Source organism: Lonepinella koalarum (assembly GCF_004565475.1).
GTDB classification, from domain to species: Bacteria; Pseudomonadota; Gammaproteobacteria; order Enterobacterales; family Pasteurellaceae; genus Lonepinella; species Lonepinella koalarum.
Window position 1 is genome coordinate 386,732 of the sequence record NZ_SRHX01000002.1, and the last position, 19,726, is coordinate 406,457.

At 40.6% G+C, this 19,726-nt stretch carries 18 protein-coding genes, 3 tRNA genes and 1 other RNA gene; 10 read left to right on the plus strand and 12 right to left on the minus strand.

Annotation, left to right across the window (positions count from 1 at the left end; translation table 11 throughout):
* The first annotated feature begins 7 nt into the window (after positions 1-7).
* The 3 genes from E0709_RS04550 (at position 8) to E0709_RS04560 (ending at position 317) form a co-directional block, all read left to right on the plus strand.
* A tRNA-Leu gene (locus E0709_RS04550) sits at positions 8-90 on the plus strand.
* Between the two features lie 28 nt (positions 91-118).
* Positions 119-193 (plus strand) — tRNA-Gln (locus tag E0709_RS04555).
* 49 nt (positions 194-242) lie between these two features.
* Positions 243-317, plus strand: a tRNA-Gln gene (locus E0709_RS04560).
* A 142-nt stretch (positions 318-459) separates the two neighbouring features.
* On the opposite strand, the gene birA is transcribed toward E0709_RS04560, so the two are convergent.
* The gene (gene birA / locus E0709_RS04565; protein ID WP_132301146.1) at positions 460-1,395 is read right to left on the minus strand and encodes a bifunctional biotin--[acetyl-CoA-carboxylase] ligase/biotin operon repressor BirA; all 936 of its coding nucleotides are present in this window, start codon (positions 1,393-1,395) and stop codon (positions 460-462) included.
* A 129-nt stretch (positions 1,396-1,524) separates the two neighbouring features.
* Here birA and guaB point away from each other — a divergent pair, with 129 nt between their 5' ends.
* The 3 genes from guaB to guaA all read left to right on the plus strand — a co-directional run bounded on the left by guaB (position 1,525) and on the right by guaA (position 5,283).
* A complete protein-coding gene (gene guaB / locus E0709_RS04570) occupies positions 1,525-2,988 on the plus strand; it encodes an IMP dehydrogenase (RefSeq protein WP_132301144.1) in 1,464 nt (487 codons plus the stop codon).
* 83 nt (positions 2,989-3,071) lie between these two features.
* Positions 3,072-3,707: a hypothetical protein gene (locus E0709_RS04575; RefSeq protein WP_132301142.1), complete on the plus strand. Its 636-nt coding sequence runs from the start codon at positions 3,072-3,074 to the stop codon at positions 3,705-3,707.
* A gap of 4 nt (positions 3,708-3,711) precedes the next feature.
* Positions 3,712-5,283 carry a glutamine-hydrolyzing GMP synthase gene (gene guaA / locus E0709_RS04580; protein WP_132301140.1) on the plus strand — a complete coding sequence of 524 codons (1,572 nt, stop codon included), beginning with the start codon at positions 3,712-3,714 and terminating at the stop codon, positions 5,281-5,283.
* 91 nt (positions 5,284-5,374) lie between these two features.
* Here the strand turns inward: guaA and E0709_RS04585 are convergent, their stop codons facing one another.
* Both E0709_RS04585 and E0709_RS04590 read right to left on the minus strand, forming a co-directional pair.
* Complete coding sequence (locus E0709_RS04585) at positions 5,375-5,917, minus strand: KdsC family phosphatase (protein WP_132301138.1); 543 nt, start codon at positions 5,915-5,917, stop codon at positions 5,375-5,377.
* A 13-nt stretch (positions 5,918-5,930) separates the two neighbouring features.
* The gene (locus tag E0709_RS04590) at positions 5,931-6,866 is read right to left on the minus strand and encodes a KpsF/GutQ family sugar isomerase (protein ID WP_132301136.1); all 936 of its coding nucleotides are present in this window, start codon (positions 6,864-6,866) and stop codon (positions 5,931-5,933) included.
* Between the two features lie 122 nt (positions 6,867-6,988).
* Here E0709_RS04590 and rnpB point away from each other — a divergent pair.
* Positions 6,989-7,392, plus strand: an RNA gene (gene rnpB, locus E0709_RS04595) — RNase P RNA component class A.
* A 50-nt stretch (positions 7,393-7,442) separates the two neighbouring features.
* Here rnpB and E0709_RS04600 read toward each other — a convergent pair.
* The 6 genes from E0709_RS04600 to yczE form a co-directional block, all read right to left on the minus strand.
* On the minus strand, positions 7,443-8,624 hold the full coding sequence (locus tag E0709_RS04600; RefSeq protein WP_132301134.1) for an MFS transporter: 1,182 nt from the start codon (positions 8,622-8,624) through the stop codon (positions 7,443-7,445).
* Between the two features lie 142 nt (positions 8,625-8,766).
* Positions 8,767-9,168 carry a hypothetical protein gene (locus E0709_RS04605; protein WP_132301132.1) on the minus strand — a complete coding sequence of 134 codons (402 nt, stop codon included), beginning with the start codon at positions 9,166-9,168 and terminating at the stop codon, positions 8,767-8,769.
* 147 nt (positions 9,169-9,315) lie between these two features.
* Positions 9,316-10,446, minus strand: coding sequence for a molecular chaperone DnaJ (gene dnaJ / locus E0709_RS04610; protein ID WP_132301130.1), 1,131 nt, complete (start codon positions 10,444-10,446; stop codon positions 9,316-9,318).
* A 21-nt stretch (positions 10,447-10,467) separates the two neighbouring features.
* A complete protein-coding gene (locus E0709_RS04615) occupies positions 10,468-10,698 on the minus strand; it encodes a DUF2798 domain-containing protein (RefSeq protein ID WP_132301128.1) in 231 nt (76 codons plus the stop codon).
* A 170-nt stretch (positions 10,699-10,868) separates the two neighbouring features.
* Positions 10,869-12,794 (minus strand): molecular chaperone DnaK, encoded by a 1,926-nt coding sequence (gene dnaK, locus E0709_RS04620; protein ID WP_324187730.1) that lies wholly within the window; start codon positions 12,792-12,794, stop codon positions 10,869-10,871.
* Positions 12,795-13,053: 259 nt separating this feature from the next.
* Positions 13,054-13,695 (minus strand): membrane protein YczE, encoded by a 642-nt coding sequence (gene yczE / locus E0709_RS04625; protein ID WP_132301124.1) that lies wholly within the window; start codon positions 13,693-13,695, stop codon positions 13,054-13,056.
* A gap of 136 nt (positions 13,696-13,831) precedes the next feature.
* On the opposite strand from yczE, the gene E0709_RS04630 reads away from it, so the two are divergent.
* Positions 13,832-15,097, plus strand: a complete 1,266-nt coding sequence (locus E0709_RS04630) for a NupC/NupG family nucleoside CNT transporter (protein ID WP_132301122.1) — start codon at positions 13,832-13,834, stop codon at positions 15,095-15,097.
* Positions 15,098-15,232: 135 nt separating this feature from the next.
* Here E0709_RS04630 and tnpA read toward each other — a convergent pair whose 3' ends face one another.
* Positions 15,233-15,649, minus strand: a complete 417-nt coding sequence (gene tnpA, locus E0709_RS04635; RefSeq protein WP_132301120.1) for an IS200/IS605 family transposase — start codon at positions 15,647-15,649, stop codon at positions 15,233-15,235.
* Positions 15,650-15,694: 45 nt separating this feature from the next.
* On the opposite strand from tnpA, the gene E0709_RS04640 reads away from it, so the two are divergent.
* A complete protein-coding gene (locus E0709_RS04640; RefSeq protein WP_132301118.1) occupies positions 15,695-16,837 on the plus strand; it encodes an RNA-guided endonuclease InsQ/TnpB family protein in 1,143 nt (380 codons plus the stop codon).
* Between the two features lie 197 nt (positions 16,838-17,034).
* Positions 17,035-17,754: a purine-nucleoside phosphorylase gene (deoD, locus tag E0709_RS04645; protein ID WP_132301116.1), complete on the plus strand. Its 720-nt coding sequence runs from the start codon at positions 17,035-17,037 to the stop codon at positions 17,752-17,754.
* Between the two features lie 87 nt (positions 17,755-17,841).
* Here deoD and E0709_RS04650 read toward each other — a convergent pair whose 3' ends face one another.
* Together E0709_RS04650 and E0709_RS04655 are read right to left on the minus strand one after the other, a co-directional pair.
* Positions 17,842-19,149, minus strand: coding sequence for a nucleobase:cation symporter-2 family protein (locus E0709_RS04650; protein ID WP_132301114.1), 1,308 nt, complete (start codon positions 19,147-19,149; stop codon positions 17,842-17,844).
* A gap of 180 nt (positions 19,150-19,329) precedes the next feature.
* On the minus strand, positions 19,330-19,726 hold a 397-nt coding region (locus E0709_RS04655; RefSeq protein ID WP_209300504.1), incomplete at its 5' end, for a YadA family autotransporter adhesin.

A 19,726-nucleotide genomic window follows, 5' to 3' on the forward strand; every position in this document is an offset into this window, starting at 1 on the left:
ATATATTGCGGAAGTGGCGAAATTGGTAGACGCACCAGATTTAGGTTCTGGCGCCTGTGCGTGTGGGTTCAAGTCCCTCCTTCCGCACCATTTTCAGTTTGCAAATCTTTTGAGTTGATGGGGTATCGCCAAGCGGTAAGGCACTGGGTTTTGATCTCAGCATTCCTAGGTTCGAATCCTAGTACCCCAGCCATACTATCAACATACTAATCAATATCTTTTCAAGATAAGATAATCTTAATTGGGGTATCGCCAAGCGGTAAGGCACTGGGTTTTGATCTCAGCATTCCTAGGTTCGAATCCTAGTACCCCAGCCATATTTATTTTCTCTCTTTGCACTTGCGTACAAGGTTAAGCATATTATCGCTACTCCGTAGCTTGTGTGCTATTCTATGTCCCTAAAGATGCGGAGCATCGTCACCATGCGTAGCCCCGTACGAGAGTGCGGGGCATTGAGTATTATTTTCTCCGCAACGACACTTCTCCACCATTAAAGGTTAATAATTCGCCACTATTGGTTAATAATTTTAAATATCCATGTTCATCAATGCCTTGTTCCGTTCCTGAAATCACTTGTTTTTCCGTGATAATATTTACCGTTTCACCGAAATAGGCATCAACTTCTTGCCATTTTTGCTGAAATTCAGCATTTATTCCTACTCGTTCGAATGTTTCTAGTTCTTGATAAATCTGCTGGATTAAAGCGATTAACAACGAAGTGCGGTCTATTTTGGGCAAAATTTCAGTTAAATTTGCCCAGCTTTGGTCAATTTGTTGGTTATCTTTGGGAATATCAACGTTTAACCCAATCCCCACCACTAAATTAAGTTGACCATTCTCGGTATGAGCAATTTCAATTAAAATTCCCGCTAGTTTTCTTCCTTTTAATAAAATATCATTTGGCCATTTCAGCATAATGTCTGCACCGCCTAATTTTATTAAGGTATGATTAATTGCCATTGCCACGATAGAACTTAAACCATCAATAGGCTTTCTCGCATCTACTTGCCAAATAAAACTAAACATTAACTGACTAGCAAAAGGTGAAATCCATTGCCGTCCACGTCGTCCACGTCCTGCGGTTTGGCTTTCAGCAGTGCAGATGTCGCCTTTGTTGAGGCGTTTGATATTTTCGAGTAAAAATTGATTGGTTGAATGAATAATTGGGCGATAAAACACTTGATTCGGCAAAGTATCACGCAATTTTTCAGGGTTTAATAATGCGGTTTGGGGTAATAACTTGACTTCACCCAAAGTGGTATCAATATGAATACCTTGCTGTTGTAATTGTTGAATTTGAACCAGTAACTCATTGTCATTACAGCCTAAAAGTGCGGTTAAATTTTCAAAAGAATAGGTTTGACCGTCAGCCAGTTTTTCTAATAAATTGTACATAAATTTCCTTTTTAATTCTTTCTCAAAAAAGCAAAATTTTTCATAAAAATTCGTTCACAAGATTAAGTGAACCCTGTATAATGCGTTCGCAATATTTTATAGCATACATTTAAAAGAGAGAATATTGCAATGTTACGAATTAAGCAAGAAGCCTTAACTTTTGATGACGTTTTACTCGTCCCCGCCCATTCCACCGTGTTACCTAACACCGCTGATTTATCCACTCAACTGACTAAAACCATTCGCCTAAATATCCCAATGCTTTCCGCCGCAATGGATACGGTAACGGAAACCAGATTAGCGATTTCCTTAGCACAAGAGGGGGGAATTGGTTTCATTCATAAGAATATGTCTATTGAACGCCAAGCGGAACGTGTGCGTAAAGTGAAAAAATTTGAAAGCGGTATTGTATCAGAACCGGTTTGTGTACAACCTGATATGACCTTGGCACAATTAGCAGAAATCACCAAGAAAAATGGATTTGCCAGTTTTCCTGTGGTGGATAATGCGGACAATTTAGTAGGAATTATTACGGGTCGTGATGTGCGTTTTGTGTCTGATCATAGCAAAACCATTGCCGAATTTATGACGCCAAGAGAACGTCTTGTTACCGTAAAAGAAAATGCCAAACGAGAAGAAATATTTGGTTTAATGCATCACCATCGTGTAGAAAAAGTGTTGGTATTAGATGCCAATGATAAATTAAAAGGGATGATTACTTTAAAAGATTACCAAAAAGCAGAAAATACGCCAAATGCGTGTAAAGATGAGTTTGGTCGTTTACGTGTTGGCGCGGCAGTAGGTGCTGGACCGGGTAATGAAGAACGTGTTGAAGCACTAGTCCGAGCAGGTGTTGATGTATTGTTAATCGACTCTTCACATGGACATTCCGAGGGCGTATTACAACGTGTACGTGAAACTCGTGCAAAATATCCTAATTTACCGATTATCGCAGGCAATGTAGCAACTGCAGAGGGAGCGATAGCCTTAGCCGATGCAGGTGCGAGTGCGGTAAAAGTCGGGATTGGTCCGGGATCAATTTGTACGACACGTATCGTGACAGGTGTAGGCGTACCACAAATTACCGCTATTGCGGAAGCCTCTGCTGCGTTGGCAGATCGTGGTATTCCAGTGATCGCCGATGGCGGTATTCGTTTTTCGGGCGACATTGCCAAAGCCATTGCTGCTGGGGCAAATTGCGTAATGGTTGGCTCAATGTTCGCTGGCACAGAAGAAGCTCCAGGCGAAATTGAACTTTATCAAGGGCGTTCCTTTAAATCTTATCGTGGTATGGGTTCACTTGGGGCAATGTCAAAAGGTTCATCAGATCGTTATTTCCAATCAGACAATGCGGCGGATAAACTTGTTCCTGAAGGTATTGAAGGACGTATTCCATACAAAGGATTACTTAAAGAAATCGTGCATCAACAAATGGGGGGCTTACGTTCTTGTATGGGCTTAACAGGTTCAGCTACGATTGAAGATTTACGTACTAAAGCCCAGTTTGTGCGGATTAGTGGTGCGGGGATTAAAGAAAGCCATGTACATGATGTGACGATTACCAAAGAAGCACCAAACTATCGTATGGGCTAAAAGACTAAAAAGTGCGGTAAAAAATCGAAAAATTTTATCAATATTTTTACCGCGTTTATTTTCTATTATTATCAAGATGTACTATGAAATTAACCAACGAAGATCGCTTTTTTATAAGGCAAACGATTATTGAATTTTTTCTTTATGCCATAGTCGCAACTATTCCATTTTTAGCTATTGCAGTGGATCTGTTTTATTTTGATAATATTATCAATGAAGAATCTGTTGTAGAAGGACTACAAGATGTGTTTATCATTATTACCATTGGACTTTTTAGTTATAATGCCAAACGCTTTCCACAATTGCGACAAGGATTTGTGTTAATGGCAGGCTTTTTTTTATGTATCCTGATTCGAGAATCTGATAATATTTTTGACCGACTAACGGGGCATGGAAGTTGGTTTTATTTTGCCATAACCGCTGCAATTATTTGTATTGGTTACGCCCTAACTAACCGCCAAGCCGCATTTGATGCTTTAGTATTATTTATTAAAAGCCGAGAATATGCCGCTTTTTTAGGTGGATTGGTTATTGTGTTTATTAGCTCAAGACTACTTGGCACTGGTTCAATTTGGAAACATATTTTACAAGAAGGCTACGTCATTACGGCAAAGCATATCGTTGAAGAAGGTTCAGAACTGTTTGGCTATGCAATTATGTGTATTTCTGTATGGACTTTTAACAGAAAATTAACAACTTCCCTTAAACTTGAGAAATAATTAAATGAACAACATTCACCAACATAAAATTTTAATTTTAGATTTCGGTTCACAATATACCCAATTAATTGCCCGCCGTGTGCGTGAAATTGGGGTGTATTGCGAACTTTGGGCGTGGGACGTGACGGAACAGCAAATCCGTGAATTTAACCCAACCGGGATTATTCTTTCAGGTGGACCTGAAAGCACCACCGAACAAAACAGCCCAAGAGCGGCTGAATATGTATTTAGTGCTGGTGTACCTGTATTAGGAATTTGTTACGGTATGCAAACTATGGCAATGCAATTAGGTGGATTAACGGAAAATTCGGATCACCGTGAATTTGGTTATGCTCAAGTGGATTTACAAGCTAATTGCCAGCTTTTCGCTCAATTAAATGATGATGTGAATGCAGCTCAAGCGAAATTAGATGTGTGGATGAGCCATGGCGATAAAGTGACCCATTTACCTAATAACTTCCAAGTCACAGGCACCACACCAACTTGCCCGATTGCAGCAATGTCAGATGAAAGTCGCCGATTCTATGGCGTGCAGTTCCACCCTGAAGTAACACATACCAAAAGCGGTTTGGCGTTATTAACCAATTTTGTCGTCAATATTTGTGGTTGTGAAACTAAATGGACAGCGGAAAATATTATTGAAGATGCAGTCGCTCGGATTAAAGCCCAAGTAGGCGATGATGAAGTCATTTTAGGCCTGTCTGGTGGTGTAGATTCTTCCGTTACTGCCTTGTTATTACACCGAGCCATTGGCAAAAAATTACATTGCGTTTTTGTGGACAACGGCTTGTTACGTCTTAACGAAGGCGATCAAGTCATGGAAATGTTCGGTGATAAATTCGGCTTAAACATTATCCGTGTCAATGCAGAAGATCGTTTCTTAGCTGCCTTAAAAGGTGAAAATGATCCCGAAGCCAAACGTAAAATTATTGGTAAAGTGTTTGTCGATGTATTTGATGAAGAATCCCACAAACAAACCAACGTTAAATGGTTGGCACAAGGCACCATTTATCCTGATGTGATTGAATCTGCGGGAGCCAAAACAGGTAAAGCTCATGTGATTAAATCTCATCACAATGTAGGTGGTTTACCTGATTATATGAAATTAGGTCTTGTGGAACCCTTACGTGAACTGTTTAAAGACGAAGTGCGTAAAATTGGTTTAGCCTTAGGTTTACCAGCAGAAATGTTGAATCGCCACCCGTTCCCCGGTCCAGGTTTAGGCGTGCGTGTGTTAGGTGAAATCAAAAAAGAATACTGCGATCTGTTGCGTAAAGCGGATGCGATTTTTATTGAAGAGCTTTATAATTCAGGTTGGTATTACAAAGTGAGCCAAGCATTTACCGTCTTTTTGCCAGTGAAATCTGTCGGTGTAATGGGTGATGGACGTAAATATGACTGGGTGGTTTCATTGCGTGCGGTAGAAACTATTGATTTTATGACCGCACATTGGGCTCACTTGCCTTATGAGTTATTAGGTAAAATCTCCAACCGCATTATCAATGAAGTGAACGGCATTTCAAGGGTCGTATATGATGTAAGTGGTAAACCACCTGCGACTATCGAATGGGAGTAACACAATAATATTTGATCTACACTCTGAAAGCGCTAACCGAATTAAGGTGTAGATCAAAAATACAATATTTTTAGATTTTATGTAGTTATGGTTATTGAACCATATTTCGTACGGATTTCAAAAAGCCTTTTGCTGTAGCATAAATATCGGTTTTACCTTGAGCCTTTAAAATCAGATCAGACATTTCACGAAATGCTCCTTTGCCTCCGCCTAGCGTGAGTACATAATCAGCATTTTTTTTCACATAATCAGCTGCATCAGCGACCGCAAAAGATAAACCACAGACTGCAAAAGCGGGTAGATCTACGCTGTCATCTCCAATATAAGCGGTCTGTTCAGGGCTAACATTGGCTTGTTGCATTAATTCAAAGCAGGCGGTTTCTTTTTCTAATTTGCCTAGAATAGACAATGTAATGCCAAGATCCGCCATACGCTTTTGTAAAATGGGAGAAGAGCGTCCGGATAATACAGCTACTTGAATACCTTGTTCTATCAACATGCGAATGCCTAAACCATCACGTACATGGAAACTTTTAATGGCTTCGCCGTTAGCGTCGTAATGTAATAATCCATCTGTGAGTACACCATCAATATCTGTGATCACTAATTTGATTTTTTGTAATTTATTTAGCATGTTTAACCCTGTTTTAACTTGAAAATTCCACTAAACCAACCACTTCATTTTGATCATTAACAACCACTAAAGAGTGAATCTTGTTCTCTTTCATAAAGGTTTCCGCGGTGGTTAAAAATTCATCCTGATGAATAGTTTTTGGATTTCTGGTCATTAAATCTTGAGCGGTTTTACTCAGTGTTGCAGTGCCATTAGAGGTTAATGCACGGCGAATATCGCCATCCGTAATAATGCCTTGTAATTTATTATTATCCATGACTAAAGCAACCCCCATTCGACCTTCGTTCATAATGGTCAAACAGTCGGTAAAGCTGGTCGATAGTAGGGTAATAGGTAAGCGAGTTTGCATTTGATCTTTCACGCGACAAAGTAAACGGCGACCTAACGACCCCCCCGGATGGAACTTGGCAAAGTCTATTGGTTTAAAATCACGAGCATAGATTAATGCGACTGTTAGCGCATCGCCTAAAGCTAAAGTAACTAATGCTGACGTTGTTGGAGCAAGATTATTCGGGCAGGCTTCACGTTCAATGGTAATGTCTAATACATAATCAGCGTGTTTACCTAAGGTTGAATCTTTGTTACTGGTCAATGCAATGATTTTATTACCGAAATTTTTTAAACTTGGAATGAGTTTATTGACTTCGTCACTTTCACCACTATAAGAAATAAGAATCACCACATCAATGGGTTTTAACATACCTAAATCACCATGAAAGGCTTCGGTTGGATGCAAAAAAAAGCTCGGTGTACCGGTTGATGCTAAACTAGCAACAATTTTCTGTCCAATTAACCCTGATTTTCCCACGCCACTAATAGCAATACGCCCCTCGCATGTTAGAATTAATTCCACCACCTGATTAAAGGTATTATCAAGAGTTTGACTTAATTTATCTAACGCTTGCTCTGCCATGTTAATGGTTTCACGAGCATAATGTAGATGATTCATTTTCTGTCCCTACAAAAAAGTGCGGTAAAAAAACGATACGATTCTTTACCCGAAATTGTGATGGCTATTTTAACGTAAGTTTTGATTTCACTCTAGCAAAAATTCCGTTATACTACGAACCCTGAGTTGATCAGACAATCGCTGGTTTATTGAAGCCCTAAAGTGTTCGTCAGAACGATCTAGTGGGACAAATAGACGAGAGGAAAGTCCGAGCTACACAGGGCAGAGTGCTAGGTAACGCCTAGGGGGAGCGATCCCACGACCAGTGCAACAGAGAGCAGACCGCCCCTCACTTAGATTATAAATAATCTAGGTGAGGGGTAAGGGTGAAAGGGTGCGGTAAGAGCGCACCGCATGGCGGGTAACCGTTCATGGCAAGGTAAACTCCACTCGTAGCAAGACCAAATAGGAGCTCAATGGGTGTGCCCGCTCAGAGTTCGGGTAGGTTGCTTGAGCGTGCGTGCGAACGTACGCCTAGAGGAATGATTGTCCACGACAGAACTCGGCTTATCGATCAACTCATTTAATTTCTTGATTCATTGTCAGCACGACCCTATGTGTCTGTCCATAGACTGACTAATTCACCGTCCGCACTTTCATCAAACAAACCATAGCAATCGCAATCATCAAAAAAGATACGTAAAACACCGTATTATAATGCCAAAATTGAGCCAACCAACCAGCAATTGGACCGGCGACCAGCCAACTTAATTTAGCCGCATTACTAAACAAAGTTGTGGCAGCTCCGGCTTGACGCGGCATTAAATCTTGAAAATACAGCATACCTAGCGTTGCAATAATGCCGATAAAGATAGCATTAAAAAATTGCAGTAAGACTAATTGCCATGTATTTTGGAAAAATAGCAAACCGAGATAAAACAAAAAGCCAGCCCAAAGTGCGGTGAAAATTAATGCTTTTTTACTGAAATATTGGGTTAAATAACCACCCAATAACATGATCGGAATTTCCAATCCTGCCGCCGTTCCCATCAATGTACCAGCTAATTCAGCGGGTAAATGTAATTCATGGATAATATATAATGGCATATTAATCAAATACATACCATTGCAATTAAAAATCATAAAGACGGTGATAAACAGGTAAATCACGCTTTTTTGATTATTCGATGGCGCTTGTAACGGCGTATTTTGTTCCATTTTTTTACGTGGCACTTTAGGCAACAAGGTTACCGCAATTAACCCACAGAATAAAAATGCTAGCCCAGCAATGGAATACATCCAATCAAAGCCCCAATTTAGTGCAATGCTAAAAGAAAGTGGTGGACCCACAATCCACGCCAGTGAAATTTGAGTTCGCATAATGGTGGAAAACATCACGCTTTCTTTGCCTGTGTTGTCGGCATATTCCCGAGCTAGGGCAAAAGATTGTGGATTAGCCGATGATCCTAAACCAAGCAAGGTTGTACCCAATAAAATTAACCAGTAATAATTACGGTTAAAAGCGAATACTAAACAGCCACCGATAGCAAGAACACAACAATATAATATCACTTTTCGGCGATCGATCATTTTATCGGAATATTTGGCGAGTATTTGGCTTAATCCGATACCGATAATCGCATTAATTGCATAGAAGTAACCTACCATAGCAGGGGAAACTTGAATTTCTTGCGTTAAAAATAGGCTCAATGTAGGTAATTGAAAAGACGATGCAATGCCTGTCAAAAAAGCGATCAATAAAAACGCAAACGCCACCAAATTGGAAGGTTTTTCAATGGTTGGGGTTGGAGTAAGCATAATCCATCTCTAAAAAAACAAAAAGTGCGGTGACAAAATCCCGATAGGAATTTTGAACGCCACTTGTGGCGTGGGCAAAGCCCCGAACAATCCTGTAAAGGATTGTGAGTAATTTTACCGCATTTTTGGGATCTTGATAAGATTATTGCTGTTCTTGCTGGGCTTGTTTTTCTTGTTTGCTGTGATAAAAATAGAGATAAATCAAGCCGATAGGAGCGATAAATACAGAGAAAATCCAACAAATTGCCATGGTGAAAAATTTAACAATAAGCATCAATATGGCATTCACCAAAAAGCCATTTTCGCCCAAAATGTAATTCATCACGCTTTCATACACAAAGCGAGAATAAGGATAGAGAAATTGGCAAAGGGTAAACCACAAGATGAAAATGTAGCTGTAGCCTGTTTCAGCCCCCTCATAACGTAGTGGATGAAGTGCAAATTGGTAGAGAAATAACACATAAAAAATTAAGCCAAACAGAAAATGGCGAATATAATAAGCGAAATTTAAACCGCCAAAGGTTTTTTGAATAATGGGGTGCATGATTTTGATCTCCTTAGGATAAACATGGGGTAATAGCTTTGACAGATTATTTTGATAAATCTTCCCTATTGTAAAAAAAAATTTAAAGTCAATGCCTAAAAATAAAAAATTGAAAAAATTACCCCGCATTTTTGTACGGGGTAAGCACTATTTACCTAAATTATCAAAAAACTTCTTCACACCATCAAAGAAACTGGAATGTTTTGGTCGTTGTTTGTCTTGACCATCTAGGCTGTCTTCTAGTTTACGCAGTAGTTCTTTTTGTGCTTCATTGAGTGAAACTGGGGTTTCTACGGTAATTTTGCAAATTAAATCGCCGGCATAACCGCTTCGCATAGCGGCAATGCCCTTGCCACGCATGCGGAACATTTTGCCCGTTTGGGTGCCTTCTGGCACTTTTAATTTAGCTCGACCTTCTAAAGTAGGGACTTCAATTTCACCACCCAAGGCGGCTTGGGTAAAGCTAATTGGGACTTCACAATATAAATTGTTACCATCACGTTCAAAAATAGGGTGATCCTGAACGTGGATGACAACATAAAGATCGCCAGCAGGTGCCCCATTTTCACCCGCAGCCCCTTTGCCAGATAAGCGTAATTGATTGCCTGTATCCACACCGGCAGGAATTTTTACCGAAAGGCTTTCGGTTTTATGCACACGCCCATCGCCATGACATGTTTTACAGGTTTTCTCAATTTTCTTGCCTGTGCCATGACAATGAGGGCATGTGGTTTCGGTAACAAAGAAACCTTGTTGGCGACGAACCCGACCTTGTCCATGACAGGTTGAGCAAGTTTCTACTTTAGATCCTTTTTCCGCACCAGTACCATCACATTTATCACAATGTACTAGGGTACGAATTTGAATATCTTTGGTCACGCCGCGTACGGCTTCTTCAAGAGTGATTTCAATGTCGTAACGTAAATCGTCACCACGCACCACCCGAGAACGACCGCCACTGCCACCGAACATTTCGCTGAAAATATCTTCAAATCCACCGAAACCACCAAATCCTCCGCCAAATCCGCCCGCACCGCCACCGAATCCACCTTGTTCAAAGGCGGCGTGACCGTATTGATCGTAAGCGGCGCGTTTTTCTTGATCGCTTAAAATTTCATAGGCTTCGTTGATTTCTTTAAATTTTTCTTCGCTGTCTTTATCGCCCTTAGTTCGGTCGGGGTGATATTTCATGGCTAGGCGTTTATAGGCACGTTTGATTTCTTTCTCATCCGCCCCTTTTTGAATGCCTAGCACTTCATAATAATCTCGTTTTGCCATAATGTTTTGCTCACATATAGATTAGTCACTAAATTTAATTTTATGTACCCAATGGGCAATCACAGGTTGTAAAAACCAGCTAGCAGGAAAGGCAAAACAAAATGCCACCAGCCAATTGCGTAACCAAACCAGTAAAAAATCAGGCGTAAAGCCGTTATTGACCATGGTCATGCCTAATGAAATACAAAAGGAAAATACAAACACGGAAGCCGTCACCATAATCAGGCGAAACCATTTTCTTTTGATTGCCATTTAATTTTTTCTCTTTTTTGTTTTGCGTAGGGGCGGATCTATGTATCCGCCCGAAAATTACGCTCCATTTTTAACAGGCGGATACATAGATCCGCCCTTACGGATTTTATTTAATATCTAATACACCAAAGGGGCGTATGCAATACGCCCCTACAATGTTAACGGAAAGATTATTTATCTTTCACTTCTTCAAACTCGGCATCGACCACGTCATCGTTTGGTTTTCCACCTTGAGCTTGTTGAGCGTCTGCCTGTGCTTGAGCTTGACCAGCTTGCACTAATTTCTCAGACACTTGAATTAACGCTTGCAATTTCGCATCAATTTCTGCTTTGTTTTCGCCTTTCGCCGCAGTTTCAAGTTCACCTAAGGCTTTTTCAATTGGGGCTTTGTCGTCAGCAGAGAGCTTGTCGCCTACTTCGCTTAATTGTTTGCGAGTAGAGTGAACAATAGCATCTGCTTGGTTGCGAGCTTGCACTAATTCTTCAAATTTGCGGTCTGCTTCGGCGTTGGCTTCCGCATCACGCACCATTTGTTGAATTTCTTCATCACTTAAACCTGAAGAAGCTTTAATGGTGATTTGTTGCTCTTTACCCGTGCCTTTATCTTTGGCGGAAACGTGGATAATACCATCAGCATCAATGTCAAACGTCACTTCAATTTGCGGCATACCACGTGGCGCTGGGTTAATGCCTTCAAGGTTGAATTGCCCCAAGGATTTATTGGCAGAGGCTTGTTTACGTTCACCTTGCAACACATGGATCGTCACTGCACTTTGGTTATCTTCTGCGGTGGAGAACACTTGCGATTTTTTAGTTGGAATCGTGGTGTTTTTCTCAATTAGGTTAGTCATCACGCCGCCCATGGTTTCAATACCTAAAGATAACGGGGTAACGTCTAATAATAACACGTCGGTCACATTACCAGATAACACACCGCCTTGTACTGCAGCACCCACTGCGACAGCTTCATCTGGGTTTACGTCTTTGCGTGGTTCTTTGCCAAAGAATTCAGCGACTTTTTGTTGTACCAATGGCATACGAGTTTGACCACCCACTAACAGCACATCATCAATTTTAGACACACTCAAGCCTGCATCATTTAACGCCACTTTAACAGGTTCAAGAGAACGAGCCACTAAATCTTCTACCAAGGCTTCAAGTTTCGCACGGGTCAATTTAATGTTTAAGTGTTTCGGACCTGTGGCATCGGCAGTGATGTACGGCAAATTCACATCCGTTTGTTGTGCAGATGAAAGCTCAATTTTGGCTTTTTCGCCCGCTTCTTTTAGCCGTTGCATGGCTAACGGATCGTTGCGTAAATCCACGCCTTGATCTTTTTTGAACTCGTCTACAAGATAGTTAATTACTCGAGTATCAAAGTCTTCACCGCCCAAATGGGTGTCGCCGTTGGTCGCCAACACTTCAAAGGTTTTCTCGCCACCAACCTCATCAATTTCAATAATAGACAAGTCAAATGTACCACCACCTAAGTCATACACCGCAATAGTTTGGTTGCCTTTGCCTTTATCTAAACCGTAAGCCAACGCTGCCGCAGTCGGTTCGTTGATAATACGTTTTACATCTAAACCTGCAATACGACCTGCATCTTTAGTGGCTTGACGTTGTGCATCATTAAAGTAAGCTGGTACAGTAATCACTGCTTCTGTTACGGTTTCGCCCAAGAAATCTTCAGCGGTTTTTTTCATTTTTTTCAATACTTCCGCAGAGATCTGTGGAGGCGCTAATTTATCACCTTTTACATCTACCCAAGCATCACCATTGTCTGCTTTCACAATGCTGAATGGCATAATGTTCACATCACGTTGTACTTCTTGGTCTTCAAAACGACGACCAATTAAACGTTTGATCGCGAATAAGGTATTTTTCGGATTAGTGACTGCTTGACGTTTAGCAGGTTGACCGACTAAGGTTTCGTTATCATTAGTATAAGCAATAATTGACGGGGTGGTACGATCCCCTTCCGCATTTTCAATCACACGTGGTTTGTCGCCATCCATTACTGCCACACAAGAGTTGGTAGTACCTAAGTCAATACCGATAATTTTTCCCATAATTTGTTTTCTCCTAGTTTGAATTGGTTTTCGCAACGCCTTTCATCTTTTATTGACAGAACGATAAATAGGCTCGCTTGCTTGTTATTTAAAATGTGGTTGGCATTTTGTTTTTCAAGGGTATTTTTAAAAATTTTTTGAAATTTTCAAAAGCGTTAAAAAGTTCAGTGCCACTTCACCTTTTTTATTGTATTCACAAAATAAGGGATGTTTTGTGGTTTTCAAGGTGGCAAGCAAAAAATAGCAAAAATTTACCGCACTTTGTGCTATTGATAAGCTCTACTTACGAATGATAATAACGAAATAAGCTCAACGTTCCCTGTATAATCCAGCCTACCGCCAGTGCATAAATTAATGTACCAATGCCTACAGTCCCACCAAGCCAATAACCTAACACACAGGCGGCAACTTCAATGGTGGTTCTGACTTTACCAATTTTCCAATGGAAAAGATGACAAATACCCACCATTAAGCCATCTCTAGGACCAGCGCCCAAATGGCAGGTTAGATAAAATGCTGTACCAATAGCAAATAAAATCAGTCCACTAAAAAAATAACTTATTTGCCATATTAAATTATCGGGATAGGGCAGATAAGCGACAGTGATACCCAATAAAATCGCAATCACAATCACATTGAAGATTGAACCAATACCGATACGGAGTTTTAAAGGAATCCAAAACAACATAACAATCGTGCTGATGATAAAAGATGCCAAGCCTACACTAAAATTACCTTGCAAAGCAATACCTTGTGATAAAACTGTCCAAGGTGCAGAGCCAAGGTTTGATGATAAAATTAAACCTTCACCAATCCCCATAATGACAAGTGTAAACAATAGAACAAGCAAGGGCTTGCTTTCTAGCGACCAAATATGTTTGGCAGTCCATATTGTTCTTGGTAAAAGGGATGTTTTTGTTTTCATATCATATCCTGAAAGAGATTCGGTATATGATAATGAAAAAATATGCAGAAAAAAACAAAATTAAACATATAACTTATAGCAGAAAAATATAAAAGAGATTAAAATTAAGTAATTTTTACTGTAAAGGAGAAAACAAATGGAATCGTTAATTAGTCTGTTAGGTATTGTAGTATTGTTAGGTATTGCATTCCTGTTATCAAATAATCGTCGAGCGATTAATTTGAGAACTGTACTTGGTGCCTTATTAATCCAAATCGGTTTAGGGGCTTTAATTCTTTATGTACCCGCTGGGCGAGATGCGTTACTTTGGTTATCAAATGGTGTACAAAAAGTTATCAACTATGGCTTTGATGGTATTCAATTTGTATTTGGTGGTTTAGCCAGTGACAAAATTTTTGAAGTAATGGGTGGTGACGGATTTATTTTTGCCGTGCGAGTATTACCTTATATTATCTTCTTTTCAGCATTAATTTCTGTGCTTTATTATATTGGCGTCATGCAATGGGTGATTAAAATCATCGGCGGTGGGTTACAAAAATTATTAGGCACATCTAAAGCGGAGTCTATGTCAGCGGCTGCCAATATTTTCGTAGGACAAACGGAAGCACCATTAGTTGTTAGACCTTATATTAGCAGAATGACGAACTCCGAATTATTTGCCATTATGTGTGGTGGCTTAGCATCTATTGCGGGGTCAGTATTGGCGGGTTATGCTGGTATGGGCGTGCCGTTGCCTTATTTAATTAGTGCATCTTTTATGGCAGCACCGGCAGGTTTATTATTTGCTAAAATTTTATATCCGCAAACAGAGCAATTTAATGACGATATGTCAGCTGTGGAGTTAGAAAAACCTGCGAATATTTTAGATGCAGCGGCATCAGGTGCATCATCAGGTATGCAACTTGCCTTAAATATCGGTGCAATGTTAGTGGCGTTTATTGCCTTAATTGCTTTGATTAACGGTATTTTAGGAGGTGTTGGTGGATGGTTCGGTTATGGTGATTTATCACTTGGCATGATTTTCTCTTGGATATTTAAACCGTTAGCTTGGGTAATCGGTGTGCCTTGGGAAGAAGCGGGTGTCGCGGGTCAAATGATCGGGACTAAATTAGCGATTAATGAATTTGTTGGTTATTCAGAATTTACCAAATATTTAAGCCCTGAAAGTGCGATTCAATTAACCGATAAAACCAAAGCGATCATCACTTTTGCATTATGTGGTTTTGCCAACTTTGGTTCAATTGCCATTTTAATCGGTGGTCTTGGTGTAATGGCACCGAATCGTCGTGGTGATATTGCTCGTTTAGGCATTAAAGCGGTTATCGCGGGATCTTTAGCAAACTTAATGAGTGCAACGATTGCTGGCTTATTTATCGGTTTAAGTGGTGTTGCACTCGCTTAACAGCGAACTGACACATTTAATAAATATACCACAGCATTGCGTCTGTGGTGTTATTTTTTTATCTGATCGTGCCGTAAAACACTGCCCTTTAGGGCGGTGATATAAGGCACAAACAATGAGCCGTTTCCAACCTAACTAATCGGGCGTTTGTTGTTGCTCGATATATTGGCGAATAATTGATATTGGTGCACCACCGCAACTACCCGCAAAATAAGACGGTGACCAAAGCTGATTGCCCCAGAGTTTTTTCTGTATGCTTGGATATTTTTTCTTTCTAATCAAACGACTAGATACGCCCTTTAAGCTATTCACAAGCACTGATACCGCTACTTTTGGCGGATATTCTACAAGCAGATGAACGTGATCATCTTCGCCGTCAAACTCCACTAATGTAGCCCCAAAATCCTGACAAACGTTGGCAAAAATAGTTTGTAATTCATCAAGTATCGCTTTCGTGAAAACATCTCTGCGATATTTAGTAACAAAGACTAAATGAACGTGCATATTAAAAATACAGTGTCTTCCGTGTCTAATTTCTGTTTCTTTTTTCATAGACCAAGTGTAAAATAAGAGAAAATTCTATTTTAACCTAAGCCCATGTTAATCCGCAAAGCCTTTAAATTTGAAATTAGACCAAACGGTGAACAAATCCGCAAAATTAAGCAGTTTTGTGGTTGTTCTCGCTTTGTGTTTAATCAGGCGTTAGCGTGGCAAAATGAGCAGTACGAGCAGGATAATCAATTTAAATTTAGCTACACCAAAATCGCAAATCTGTTGCCAACTTGGAAAAAACAATGGGAGTGGCTGAAAGATTGCCATTCGCAAGTGTTGCAACAATCATTAAAAGACCTTGAAGCAGCGTTTAAAAATTTTTTCCAAAAGCGAGCAGATTTTCCCAAATTCAAGAAAAAAGGCTTAAAAGACAGTTTTCGTTTTCCGCAAGGTTGCAAACTGGAACAAGGAAATAATCGCTTGTATTTGCCTAAAATCGGCTGGGTTCGCTATTTCAATAGCCAAAAAGTCATCGGCGAAATTAAAAATGTCACAGTCAGCCAAAAGTGCGGTCATTTTTTTGTGAGTATTCAGACGGAATTTGAAGCCGATATTCCAACGCATACGGGCGGAGAAATCGGCATTGATATGGGCATAGCTCGTTTTGCCACCCTTTCCAATGGCATATTTTTCGCTCCGCTTAATGCGTTCAAAACCTATAAAGGCAAATTAGCGAAGCTGCAAAAACAGCTCAAAAACAAAGTTAAATTTAGCCAAAATTGGCAGAAATTAAAGGCGAAAATCGCCAAACTACACCATAAAATCGCCAATTGTCGCAAAGACTTCTTGCATCAAACTTCAAACCAAATCAGCAAAAAACACGCCATGATCTACGTTGAAGATTTACAAGTTGCCAACATGTCAAAATCGGCAAAAGGCACAGTGGAAGAACCAGGTAAAAATGTGAGCCAAAAATCGGGGCTAAATCGTTCGATACTGGATCAATCTTGGTTCGAGTTTCGCCGACAACTGGACTATAAAACGAAATGGCATGGCGGATTTTTGGTTGCTGTGACCCCACAAAATACCAGTCGAACTTGCCCTTGTTGCGGATTGGTCGCCAAAGCAAATCGGGAAACCCAATCGCATTTTGAGTGCATTGAATGTGGCTACAGCGAAAATGCCGATGTAGTTGGAGCGATAAATATATTAACCAAAGGCAGACTACAATTAGAAACTGTCTTCTGACTTCTGTCATCTGAACAGGGTAGGACATACCCGTAGAGCTTGTGAAGTGAATCTCATTAGAGATCAGCAGCAAGAACCCACCGAGAGTAGCCCCTGAAAGGGGGAGCTAGTAGGAATTCCCGTCCTTTAGGGCAGGGAGGATGTCAACACCTATTGGTAAATCTATACTTTTGACTACATATAAAGAGGAAAAAATTATGACTCCACATATTAACGCTCCGGAAGGCGCATTTGCTGATGTTGTATTAATGCCGGGAGATCCACTTCGCGCTAAGTTTATTGCTGAAAAATTCTTAGACAACGTTCAAGAAGTCACAAATGTCCGTAATATGCTTGGTTACACAGGGACTTACAAAGGTCGTCGCATTTCAGTCATGGGACACGGAATGGGGATTCCATCCTGCTCAATTTACAGTAAAGAATTAATTACCGAATATGGCGTGAAAAAAATTATTCGGGTTGGCTCGTGCGGTGCGGTGCGTCAAGATGTCAAACTACGCGATGTCGTGATTGGTATTGGTGCATGTACTGATAGCAAAGTAAATCGTATTCGTTTTAGAGATCATGATTTTGCTGCCATTGCAGATTTTGATATGGTTCAAGCAGCGGTACAAGCGGCAAAAAATAAAGGGGTGAAAGTACGAGCTGGGAATTTGTTCTCGACAGATTTATTTTATTCCCCAGATATTACCATGTTTGATGTGATGGAAAAATACGGCATTCTTGGGGTGGAAATGGAAGCGGCGGGTATTTATGCTGTGGCGGCGGAATATGGTGCCAAGGCGTTGTGTATTTGTACGGTCTCTGATCATATTCGTACCGGTGAACAAACCAGTTCAGAAGAACGTCAATTAACTTTTAATGAAATGATTGAGATTGCATTGGAAAGTGTATTGATTGGTGATGTCACTGAGTAATTTAAACAAAAAAGTGCGGTATTTTTTACCGCACTTTCAGATAAAATCGCCAAAATATGGTGAAAATGCACCGCATTTTGATCGTCTTTATTCCACTTTACTCGGTTTATCTTGTGGCAAAATCAGATTTAAGATTAACGCTAATAATGAGCCTACGGTAATTCCTGAGCCAAAAATTTCTTTACAGAATATTGGCAATTTATCCAGTAATTCAGGGCGAGTTGTGACAGCTAAACCGCAACCGATAGAAATCGCAATGATTAAGCCGTTGCGTTTACTGCGCTCAATATTATCTAGCATTTGAATCCCTGCCGCAATAATCATCGCGAACATCATTAAGCCGGCACCACCTAATACAGGCAATGGAATCGACACGATTAACGCACCGAAAACGGGGAATAAACCAGCTAATACTAATAATCCGCCAGTTAACGCTACCACATGGCGACTTGCCACCCCCGTGAGCGTAATTACGCCGATATTTTGTGAGAAAGAAGAGAATGGGGTCGTTGACATAATCGCGGCTAGGGCAGAACCTAAACCGTCACAGAGTATGCCACCACGTAAATGTTTACCGGTGATTTCGGTTTGGGTGGCATTACCTAAGGCAAGGAAGTTACCACTACTTTCAACGATTGTCACCAAATAGGCAATCGCCATGCCGATAATTCCGGTAATCGGGAAAGACAAGCCGAAGTGTAACGGTTGTGGTAAGGCAAAGGCTTGTGCTTCTTTCACACCAGTAAAGTCGATCCAGCCGAGCGCAAGACAAAGGAGGTAGCCCGTCATCATACCGATTACAATGGCAGCCGCAGAAAAAATGCCAGTCCCCCATTGTACTAAAGCTACAACAATCACTAACACAAAGGTTGCCATCATCAGATTTTCAGGCGCTGCATAATTGGCATCGCTACGTTGACCACCCGCGAACCAATCCACAGCGACAGAGATTAAGCTTAAGCCGATCATCATGACTACGGTGCCAGTCACCACGGGTGGGAATAATTTACGGATGTTTGGCATAAAGAAACTGCCCGCAATCATAACTACTGCCCCCACTAATGATGAACCAAGAATACCTGCCACGCCATGTTCACTAAAACCGACCGCAAGGGCAGCAGAGACAAAAGTAAAGCTCGTCCCCATCACACTCGGTAAACGAATGCCGATCGGACCTAATCCACGACACTGAATAATGGTCACAATACCTGAAACTAATAGAGCCGCATTGACTAAAATCACCGTATCTGGAATGGGTAATTTTAATACATTACCGATCACCAAAGGCACCGCAATAATACCACCGAGTGCCGCCAATAAATGTTGTGCCGCCAATAATAAACTTAACCCAAAGGGTGGTTTATCTTCTACTGTATAAAGTAGATTATTATTCATAATGATTCCTTAAATAAAAAATAGGCACGCATTATACAGCAAACGTTTGCGTTTTATTACAAAAAAGTGCGGTGAAAAATATAAAAGTTTTTTCACCGCACTTCATACTTTTGGGGCTAAATGATACGCCGTTTTTTTCTCGCTATAGCATAGGAATAATATCGTTAGTACGAAATTCTATTACCATTGGTATCCCACACTTGCCGCTGCACCCGTATCACCTCGGGTATTGCTATTCACCGAGAATTTAACGCCTATTTTCCCATTATCGGATAAACGAGAATAACCTATGGCTAATGCACTTTCACCTTTATACACACCGGCTCCCGCCGCAACCATAGATTTACCCGGTATAGTGGCATGGTATAAGTTACTTGATGCCATCGCACCGGCAATACCCGCTCTAAGGTTTTTATCGACTCTATTAATACTGCTATTAATATGGTTAGTCACATTACGCACTTGACCCACATTCACCGCATCCGTATCTGCCTGACCAGCCGCTACATTGGTAATTCGAGTTGGGGAAGAACCATCAGAACCCGCAATATTAATTGCTTTACCATGAGAATCTTCG

Excerpts from the sequence above, each read along its gene's own strand:
- E0709_RS04630 (WP_132301122.1), top strand. The coding sequence starts at position 13,832 with ATGGAATCGTTAATTAGTCTGTTAGGTATTGTAGTATTGTTAGGTATT.
- E0709_RS04600 (WP_132301134.1), bottom strand. The coding sequence starts at position 8,624 with ATGCTTACTCCAACCCCAACCATTGAAAAACCTTCCAATTTGGTGGCG.
- guaA (WP_132301140.1), top strand. The coding sequence starts at position 3,712 with ATGAACAACATTCACCAACATAAAATTTTAATTTTAGATTTCGGTTCA.
- tnpA (WP_132301120.1), bottom strand. The coding sequence starts at position 15,649 with ATGAAAAAAGAAACAGAAATTAGACACGGAAGACACTGTATTTTTAAT.
- yczE (WP_132301124.1), bottom strand. The coding sequence starts at position 13,695 with ATGAAAACAAAAACATCCCTTTTACCAAGAACAATATGGACTGCCAAA.
- E0709_RS04590 (WP_132301136.1), bottom strand. The coding sequence starts at position 6,866 with ATGAATCATCTACATTATGCTCGTGAAACCATTAACATGGCAGAGCAA.
- deoD (WP_132301116.1), top strand. The coding sequence starts at position 17,035 with ATGACTCCACATATTAACGCTCCGGAAGGCGCATTTGCTGATGTTGTA.
- E0709_RS04640 (WP_132301118.1), top strand. The coding sequence starts at position 15,695 with ATGTTAATCCGCAAAGCCTTTAAATTTGAAATTAGACCAAACGGTGAA.
- E0709_RS04650 (WP_132301114.1), bottom strand. The coding sequence starts at position 19,149 with ATGAATAATAATCTACTTTATACAGTAGAAGATAAACCACCCTTTGGG.
- birA (WP_132301146.1), bottom strand. The coding sequence starts at position 1,395 with ATGTACAATTTATTAGAAAAACTGGCTGACGGTCAAACCTATTCTTTT.
- E0709_RS04585 (WP_132301138.1), bottom strand. The coding sequence starts at position 5,917 with ATGCTAAATAAATTACAAAAAATCAAATTAGTGATCACAGATATTGAT.
- E0709_RS04615 (WP_132301128.1), bottom strand. The coding sequence starts at position 10,698 with ATGGCAATCAAAAGAAAATGGTTTCGCCTGATTATGGTGACGGCTTCC.
- dnaJ (WP_132301130.1), bottom strand. The coding sequence starts at position 10,446 with ATGGCAAAACGAGATTATTATGAAGTGCTAGGCATTCAAAAAGGGGCG.
- guaB (WP_132301144.1), top strand. The coding sequence starts at position 1,525 with ATGTTACGAATTAAGCAAGAAGCCTTAACTTTTGATGACGTTTTACTC.
- E0709_RS04575 (WP_132301142.1), top strand. The coding sequence starts at position 3,072 with ATGAAATTAACCAACGAAGATCGCTTTTTTATAAGGCAAACGATTATT.
- E0709_RS04605 (WP_132301132.1), bottom strand. The coding sequence starts at position 9,168 with ATGCACCCCATTATTCAAAAAACCTTTGGCGGTTTAAATTTCGCTTAT.